The sequence below is a fragment of the Veillonella orientalis genome (genome assembly GCF_018406505.1).
Classification (GTDB): Bacteria; Bacillota; Negativicutes; order Veillonellales; family Veillonellaceae; genus Veillonella; species Veillonella nakazawae.
Genome location: NZ_AP022322.1, coordinates 58925 through 68463, shown reverse-complemented (window position 1 = coordinate 68463; position 9539 = coordinate 58925). Strand labels below are relative to the sequence as shown.

Here is a 9539-nt window from a genome sequence, read left to right as displayed (position 1 = left end):
TCTAAATTAGATGAAGTCATCAACATAGCAAACAAGCGTTTCTTCATAAATGAGTAGAAATAGGTAGTTAATATAATCAGTCTATTATTTTATAATTGTTTATAATTACACAATTATAGAGTCATCTTATTGAGTCATATACGTATAGAAAACAATATATAAACGCAAAAAAACAACGCCATCCTTTCGGATGGCGTCGTTTCGCATAAGGATTGTGTGCCCTAGTCGGGGTCCAGGGAACAGCAAGGCCCTCAAACAATCGCCGTATGAGGGCCATATGTAGTTGTTCATTATATACACTGTGCGTCACACATCATCTTCCTAATTCATTGTATATCGTTTATGCCGAGCTCTCAGTGTGTTAATGATTTATAGTTAAATTTACAAACCTTATTATTGAATCGCAGCGCGCAAGTCTACTTTTTTAGTTTCTTGGTTAGCTGGACGATTGATCGCTTCACGAAGATCTACAGTGTGTTCATCTTGAACAGTAGGTTCTTCACTAGCTTTATTTTTTACAGTTTGTTTAGCTGCGAACCAGATTGTTTCGTTCATGTAGTGACGAAGTTCTTCGTTAGAAACGTTTTCTTGGTCTTTAGCCATTACATCCAAAATAGCATCTTCTAATGCTTGTGCTTCGTCGTCAGTCATAGGACCGCCAACTTCTTTTTGTTTTTGGATGATTTCGTTAATACGATCTGTCATGCCGCGCAATACATTGTAACCATAGCTGTTAGTGAAGCCATCTTCTTTATTGTATTTAGGCATTTCGAAATATTCGTATTCGTTTTTATTACGGTTTTCACCATTCCAGTTCAAGAACACTTCTTGACCATGTACACGACCGATGGAATGTGTACGGAAGTAGTCAGCGTAATTATGTTTATCATAGGAATGTAACCATTTTTTCTCAGCTTTAGTCATACGCTCATGGTTTTCGTATTTCACTTTAGCTTTTGCGATGTTGATCTCCGCATTTTGCCAAGCTTTTACATAGTCATGAACAGCAGACACTGTTTGTGGACTAGCCACTGGAACCAATACTACATTGCCCAATGCTGGAGCAGATACTGGATTACGTAAAATCAAATTATCGTCATATGTTGGAGCGGATTGTGCACCTACAACGCCTGTAGAAATAACAAGAGCCGCTGCACAAGCAAGTAATGTAGATTTTTTCATTCTATATTCCTCTTTTCTATCGTTAGATTATGGTGAAAGTATCTCTCACGCGTTTCACGTTTATATTTAAAAGCATTATTTTCATAAACAATAGGGAGAGGTAAGCGCTACGCTAGGTAGCGCATACCTTCCTTTGTTCATTCAGTTCTTACACTCACAAATGATTACATACCAAGTTTTGCCATCATAGCAGCAATTTGAGCTTTCATTTGTTCGTTTTCAGCTTTCAAATCAGATACTTCTGTTTTTAATCCAGCGTTTTGTGCTTTAACGGAAGCCATTTCTTGTTGCATTGCATAAGCAGAGCTGATAGGGCCTTTGCGGTAACGATCTGCTACTGCAGCTTCGCTATCACGGTTGCCAACTTTCCAAGTTACACCAGCGTTTGCCATCATGTGACGGGAACCACCTGCCCAAGCTAAGCCAGCATGCATCATTGTGGACTCGTTTTTATAATGAGCAACGCCCATTGCAATAGCGGAGTTACCACGGTAGTTACCATAACCAGCCATGATTTGAGTTGGTTCTAATGGATCGTATTGGATAGGTTTCAATGCTGCAAGAGCTGCGCCTTGTGCACCTACACGACCGATTTCATCAGTTAACTCATCGAAACGAGGGCTTGCACCAGTAGACAAGTCGTATACTTTAGCGCCATCAGCACTTTCAGATTCTTGAACACCTACAGTACCATCAGTGGATTTAACGATTGTACGGGAATCTTTCAATTGTTTCAAGTTAACCGCATCTGTATCGTTAGTACCTTTACCAAGGTTAGTAATTTTGTTACCACCCATGTTGAGGTTACCACCAGTTACGGAAAGGTCACCAGCGTTGAAGTTCAATGCAGGACCATTGTCGCTATTCTTGATGGAGTTGATACCTTTAAGGTCTTTGTTCAATTTAACAGTTAATGTATCGTTACCATCAGCTACTACGTTGATGTTACCAGCAGCGGATTGGAATGCAGTGGATTGAGCTGCAGTCACACCTTCACCTTGAACTTTAACAAGTGTATTCAACGCATGTTTGTTTTCAGTATCAGTGTTGTTACCTGTGAATCTCAAACCATCGTCCATAGTTGCTACTTCACGTTTGATTGGGTTACCATCAGTATCTTTCAATGGGTTACCATCTTTATCTTTTGGTACGTATACGATACGTTCAGATTTGTCGCCATTGTTAGCTTCTGGTTTAACAAGAGTTTTGGAACCGTGATCTGTAGAGATATCTACACCAGTACCATCTGCACCAGCAGGACCTTGAGGACCAGTCAAGCCAATGTGACCTACACCGTCTTTACCAGCGATGGATACAGCATCTTTACCATCTTTACCGATGGAAACTTTGCCGTCGATACCGTTAGCGCCGTCTTTACCGGAGATGGATACACCATCTTTACCAGCTACGCCATCTTTACCAGGAACGCCAATGGAGTTCAAGCCGTTAAGATCTTTATCAAGACCGATTACAACTTTACCATCTTTAGTCATAGTTTTGATGTTGGATGCGCTGTAGTTATCATCAGCTTTAGTGCCTTCACCTACGATTTCAAGTTTTTCACCCAAGTTTTTATGGATTTCACTATTAGCACCAGTAGATTGTGTACCGAAGTTCAAACCTTTGTTGCCGATTGCATCAGCAGTTTCTTTAAGGTCGGATACGTTTACAGCACCAGTCTTAGCATGAGGATCAGCAGCAGCGTTGTTAATCTTATCTAAGTAAGTATCGCCAGTTTTATCAGCAATAGAGGAGCCAACGTTTTGTAACTTAGTAGGATCTGTAGAAGAGTTAGCAGCATTGTTCATGGATGCAATAACTTGGTTTGCAGGAACTACGTCGCCAGTACCATCAACATTTGTTGTGAAAGTACCATTTGGTTGTTTGTAAACTTTAGTACCATCTTCTTTAGTGTATACTACTGGAATTTGAGCGTTGTTTACAACACCTTGGTTATTGATCTTGATGTCATAAGCATGACCTTTAGCAGGATCAGTGTTAGTGTCTGTTACAGAGATAGAGTTATCAGAAGATGTAACAGTTGTAGCGTTATCTTTCAATTGTTTAACGTTTACAGCATCTGTATCGTCTTCACCAGCTTTAACGCCTGTGATTTTCTTATCGCCAGCATTGATGCCATCTTTCTTAACAGATGGACCACCACTGATAGTCAAACCATCGTTGTTAACTGTAGTATCGCCAATTTTTACGGAACCATCTTTAGTAAGATCAAGGTCTTTAGACAATTGAACTTTCAATTTGCCATTGTCGTTATTTACACCGATGTTGTTATCAGTCAATTTATCTTTATCAGCACCACCAATGATATCTACTACGTTGTTAAGATGTTTCTTAATAACTTTAGTATCATCAGTTTGACCGTCGTCACCAGCGAACTTCATGCCATCATCGTGAGTTGCTACTTGATGTTCGTTACCATCTTTGTCTTGGTATACGATACGAGTCATAGTTTCACCAGGTTGGCCGTCAACACCAGGAACACCATCTTTTACAGTGATGTCGGCAGTTGCATTTTTACCATCTTTACCAGCAGGGCCAGTCAAACCAATGTGACCTACGCCGTCTTTACCGGAGATAGATACTGCATCTTTACCGTCTTTACCAGAGATGCCAACTTTACCGTTGTTACCATCTTGACCAGCTGTACCAGAAGGACCAGTAATAGTTACGCCGTCTGTACCATCTTTACCGTCTTTACCATTAACAACTACTTTATCAAGGTTAGTTAAGTCTTTGTTCAATGCATAAGTGTAAGTTTGGTTACCATCAGTACCGATTTCTTGTTTTACAGTCAAGTTTTTGCCTGCGCCGAAGTTTACAGTTTTACCGCTTGCTACTTCAGTTTCAGTAGAGTTACCGTCAACGTTACCAGCTGCATTTGTTTTGAAGCTGTAAGCTGCTGCAGGAGTTGGGATGTTCAAGTCGGAGAAGTCGATAACTGCTTTAGTATCAGTTACAGCATTACCATTGCCATCATTATAAGTCAATGTAACTTTCTTAGTAGCTGCATCGTATTTGTATACGTTTTCAGTACCGTCAACTACACCGCCTTTAGTTTCAGTGCTACCAGCTTTAACTGCTGTAGGAGCGATATGAAGCTCTTTACCGATAATAGCATCGGATGTAGATTTAAGGTCTTTAACGTTTACTGCTGCATTTGGAGTTGCAGTAGCTGCATCGTCAAGTTTAGTTAAGAATGTATCACCAGTAGCTGTACCAGTTTTATCGATAGCAGAACCAACGTTGTTGATGATTGTGTTACCACCAGTTGTGTTACCGTTAGAATCTTCGAAAGATACGATAACATCATTTGCAGGAACAGCAGTACCTGTACCATCTGGTTTTGTATTGTATGTAACAGCACCTGTTGTAGGATCTACAATTTTGTATACTTTAGTGCCATCAGCTTTAGTGTAAACAGCTGGAGTTACAGCATTTACAGTGTAAGTTTTTTGGCCTGTAGTAGCATCAGATGCTTCAGTTACGTTAACGTTTTCGCCGCCTTTAACAATGGAACCAAGACCAGTGATTACTTTCTTACCTGCATCAGTGATGTTGGAAAGATCAGATTTAGCAACGCCTTTGATTTTTGCAAATGTATTTGTTTTTTCAGTACCATTACCATCAGTGTATGTCAATGTTACTTCATCATTTTTAGCATTAGCATCTTTATCAGTTGCACCTACTTCATAGCTGCCAGGTGTGATGTGTAATTCATCATCAAGGTTAGCTACTTTGTTTACAGTTGTACCACCATCATTAGTGTATGTAATGCGGTCGCCATCTTTCTTGATTGTAGTAGTGTTACCAGCTGCATCTTGTAAGCCGATTTCTTTAGTAGTAACTTTGTCAGTTGTTACACTTGTAAGATCTTTAAGGTCTTTATCAAGAGCGTATGCAACTTCTGTATTACCTGCACCGTCGTTAGTTTGTTTAACAGTCAAGTTTTTACCAGCTTGCATTGTAACGGATTTACCGTCTGCAATGTTTTGATCTGTGTCACCAGAATGTGTACCTTCTGTAGCAGAAACTGCACCAGATTTCAAATTCCAAGTAGATGCTGTGCCAGTAGCTGCATTTACATGCAAGTCATATGTTACTTGATCGCCATTTTCTGTTTTGTTGATTGTTACAGAATTATCTTTAGAAGTAACAACTGTACGAGCTGCTTTCAATTGATCGTAGTTAACAGCGTCTGTACCATCAGTAGCAGGAGCTAGGTTAGTAATTTTCTTATTACCAGCGTCGATACCAGTTTTAGTTACAGATGGACCACCAGTGATAGTTAAACCACCGTTGTTCATTACTGTATCGCCAATAGTTAAGGAACCACCGTTAGTCAAATCAACGTCTTTGTTCAAGTTGTACTTAACAACGCCATCATTATCGATTTCTGCTGTAGTATTTGTACCGTTTGTAAAGTCTAAACCTTTTTCTAATGTAACTGTTTTAGCGCCAGCACCATTAGCTTTGTATGTCAAAGGAATTACTTTAGCTGCTTTAGCACCATCGAATGTTACAGCGTAAGAAGTGTTGTGGTTAGTAGCATCATCTGTAGGAGTTACAGTGATAGGGCTATCAGTATTACCACCATTATTTACTGTTACTGCTTCACGAGCTGCATCTTTAACTGCGTTACGGGAAACATTAACGGAGTATTGAGCATCTTGATCGCCAGAGTTTTTACCGTTTTCAACAGCAATGTCAGCCATGTTAGTATCACCAGCTGCATCAGCTTTTTTAACTACACTTTCAGTAGAGGAAGCACCACCAGGTGTAGCAGTATTAGTTACACTAATTTTGAAATCTGTGTTATCACCAACAGTTGTTGGAGTTACAGTTACATTAGTGGAACCAGAGGATACTGTATATGTTTTATTTAATTTAGTTTTAGCGTCATCGGACAAATCAGCTACTACATCTGTACCAGAAGCAGTTGTTTTGATGTATTGACCGTTGTTAGCACCAACTACACCAAAGCTTAAACCACCAGCTTGGCTCAATTTTTGAGTATCTGTGTTGCCAGTGTTACCAGCCAATTTAACTGTGTTGTTGAAGCCATCGCTTACTTTTTTCAATTGGTCTTCAGTTGCTGCACGACCAGAAACAAACGTTGGGTTAGTAATATCCCAATCTTTGTTTTGTAAGCCAGTTACATAGCCACCTTTACCATCTAAGGAAATAGGGTTGTCGCCTTCAACTTTTACAACTTGATCACCAACGAAGGAGATTTTACCAGAACCGTTACCATTTGTAATGGAGGAGATGTCTGTCAAGTCACCTTCTACATTTACTTTGTAAGGAGTAGCTACTGTACCATCACCTGTTACAGTAGTATTTTTACCAGCTTCAACTTTAGAAGGATCTGTGTTACCAGTAGCACCAGTGGAGCTTACAGTGTAGATATCTTGACCTTCAGCACCTTGAGATTTAGCTACAGTTACGCCTGCACCAGCTTTAACTTCTGTCTTAGCAGCTTTTAATTGTTTTACGTTAACTGCATCAGTATCATCTGTACCAGGAGCTACATTAGTGATTTTGCTACCACCCATGTTAAGTGGACCGCCAGTAATGTTGATGGAGTTGCCACCAATTGTCATTTTAGGACCACCGTCAGCATTGGAAATGGATGTAATACCTTTCAAGTCACCTTCTACATTAACTTTGTAAGGAGTAGCTGTGGAGCCATCACCTTCAACAGTAGTATTTTTACCATCTACAAGTTTAGTTTTAGCGTCTTTTAATTGTTTTACGTTAACTGCATCAGTATCGTTTTCACCAGCTTTTACATTAGTAATATTTTTATTACCAGCGTCGATACCAGTTTTAGTAACAGATGGGCCACCAGTGATAGTCATACCATCTTTGTTGATTACAGTATCACCAATTGTTAAGGAACCATCATTAGTTAAATCAACATCTTTATCCAATGCGAATTCAACAGAAGCGCCGTTAGCTGTAGCTGCTTGTTTCACAGTTAAGTTTTTACCTGCTTGCATTTCTACAGTTTTAGCATCAGAAATGTTTGTTGCAGTTGTAATACCCTTGTTTTTACCGTCTGTAGCAGAGGATTTAATGTTCCAGCTAGAAGCTGTGCCACCAGTAGCAGTTGCATTTACAGTGTAGATATCATGGCCATCTGTACCTTGAGTTTTATCTACAGTTACGTTAGTACCAGCTTTAACTTCAGTTCTTAAACCTTTAATTTGGCTGTAATTAACTGCATCAGTATCGTCTGTACCAGGAGCTACATTAGTGATTTTTTTGTTACCAGCGTTGATACCAGTTTTAGTTACAGATGGACCACCAGTGATAGTCATGCCACCGTTGTTGATTTTAGTATCGCCAATTGTTAAAGAACCACCGTTAGTCAAGTCAACGTCCTTGTTCAAGGAGTATGTGAATTGTTTACCAGCTTGGTCTAATACAATGTTTTTACCAGCGCTGAAAGTAACAGTGTCACCAGGGCTTACTTTTTCGGAAGTAGTGCCGTTTGTAGTACCACCATTGTTAGCGGAAGTTACTTTCCAACCAGAGTTATTGATTGCTTGAGTTACATTGTCAGTTGTAGCAACACCATTTTTAGTAGGAGCTACAGCTTTACCATCAGCATTAGTAGTAATATTGCCGCCTTCAGTCAATTTAACTGTAACGCCAGTAGCATCAGCAGTTGTAGAGATAAGGCCTTCACCTTTAAGGTTCAATGTACCATTGTTCAACAACACATCGCCACTACCACTATTACCAGCATATTTTAAGTTAACGTTTTTCAATTGAGCCACGTTAACAGCATCAGTATCTTCTTTACCTGCAGCAAGACCTGTGATTTGACGAGTTGCATTTTTTCCATCACCTACGGAAACAGCTGCTAATGTAGATGTTTTTACATTGCCAGCTAAACCAGCATATGTATTTGTACGGCTATCAGCAGGATTATAACCTTCCACACCTTTATCTGTTGTTGCTTTAGACTGTGAGCCAAGAGCAACGCCATCTTTTACAGATGCAACAGACTCTTGACCTAATGCAGTCGCACTTTCAGCAGTAGCATTCGCTTTATAACCAAGAGCAGAGGCACCTTTAGCAGTTGCTTGTGAAACACCACCTACTGCAGTAGAAGCAGTGCCTGTGGAGTTAGATTGCATACCAATTGCAATAGAACCAAAGCCTGTAGATGTAGTTTTGTAACCATCACCATTACCAGCAATTGCAATAGACCCGGAATTTGTTGCTTCAGTACGGGCACCAATTGCAAGAGAAACATTACCAGATGCTGTATTTTCACGACCAAGTGCTAAAGTATCTTCTTTGGTCGCTTTATTATCACGGCCGATAGCAATTTGAGAGTTACCATCAGCTCTACCACCATTTGCAGTAGAGTCGGCAGTATTCCCTTTACCAATAGTGATACCACCACCAGTATTAGAATTGTTAGAACTACCTACAGAAATTGTATCTTCTTTTTTAGCATTAACATTTTCACCAATAGCCACCGCACGATCACCTACGGCAGTAGATAATCTACCAACAGCTACTGCACCAGTACCAGTTGTTAATTGTTGACCAATGGTAACAGAATTATCACCCGCAGTATTTCTTGTGTTAGCGTTAGTTACACCAGGACCACCTGGTGTAGGTGTATCAACTCTTTTCTCAGACCAGATATTAACCGCAGATCCAGCATTATCAGCACCCGCTTGTACTGGAGTACCCATTTGCGCACCAGCACCCATAATTGCCAAACCAGCTAATACGCTAGCAAGAGCTTTTTTCTTACCACCATTGTTTTTTGCAACTTCGGAAACTACTACGTAGCACTCTTTAGTTTTGCTCCAAACAACTTTAAAGATTTTATTCATATTACTATGAACCCCTTTCTTAACTAGACACAATTACAATCCTTATAATTAAATCATTTAAATACAAAAGAAGGAAAAGCCTAAATTTCCCATACCTTTACGCCTTTCTGAGTATCTTTCATATTTTTTTCATTTTGTGTCATGAACAGAATATCATATATCGAAAATGTTGTAAATAGTCTTCTTCATGTTTTTATCATAAACAGCACGATTTGTTGTCAGAACCTTTATTTTGTTAAACAAAATTTAATATATGAGTGTTTTTTTACTCATTTTTTCGGTGTTTTATACGTATTTTATAAAATATAATCTATTTTTCTCGATGCAGTACTAGTTTTTTCGATAATAATATTATTGTAAGTTATAAATAAACGATTAATTGATTTAATCTCATTGATTTTTCTCGATTTTGGCATCTATTTATATATTATCTATAAAATATGGATCATAGAAAAATATGAATATAATCATCTAACA

2 protein-coding genes are annotated in these 9539 nt (G+C 39.1%); both read right to left on the bottom strand.

What is annotated here, in order from left to right:
- Positions 1 to 393: 393 nt before the first annotated feature.
- The gene (locus VEIS1202513_RS00235) at positions 394 to 1182 is read right to left on the bottom strand and encodes a hypothetical protein (protein WP_005384742.1); all 789 of its coding nucleotides are present in this window, start codon (positions 1180 to 1182) and stop codon (positions 394 to 396) included.
- A 164-nt stretch (positions 1183 to 1346) separates the two neighbouring features.
- Positions 1347 to 9062 carry an ESPR-type extended signal peptide-containing protein gene (locus tag VEIS1202513_RS00230; RefSeq protein ID WP_213467469.1) on the bottom strand — a complete coding sequence of 2572 codons (7716 nt, stop codon included), beginning with the start codon at positions 9060 to 9062 and terminating at the stop codon, positions 1347 to 1349.
- Between the last annotated feature and the right edge of the window lie 477 nt (positions 9063 to 9539).

Excerpts from the sequence above, each read along its gene's own strand:
- VEIS1202513_RS00235 (WP_005384742.1), bottom strand. The coding sequence starts at position 1,182 with ATGAAAAAATCTACATTACTTGCTTGTGCAGCGGCTCTTGTTATTTCT.
- VEIS1202513_RS00230 (WP_213467469.1), bottom strand. The coding sequence starts at position 9,062 with ATGAATAAAATCTTTAAAGTTGTTTGGAGCAAAACTAAAGAGTGCTAC.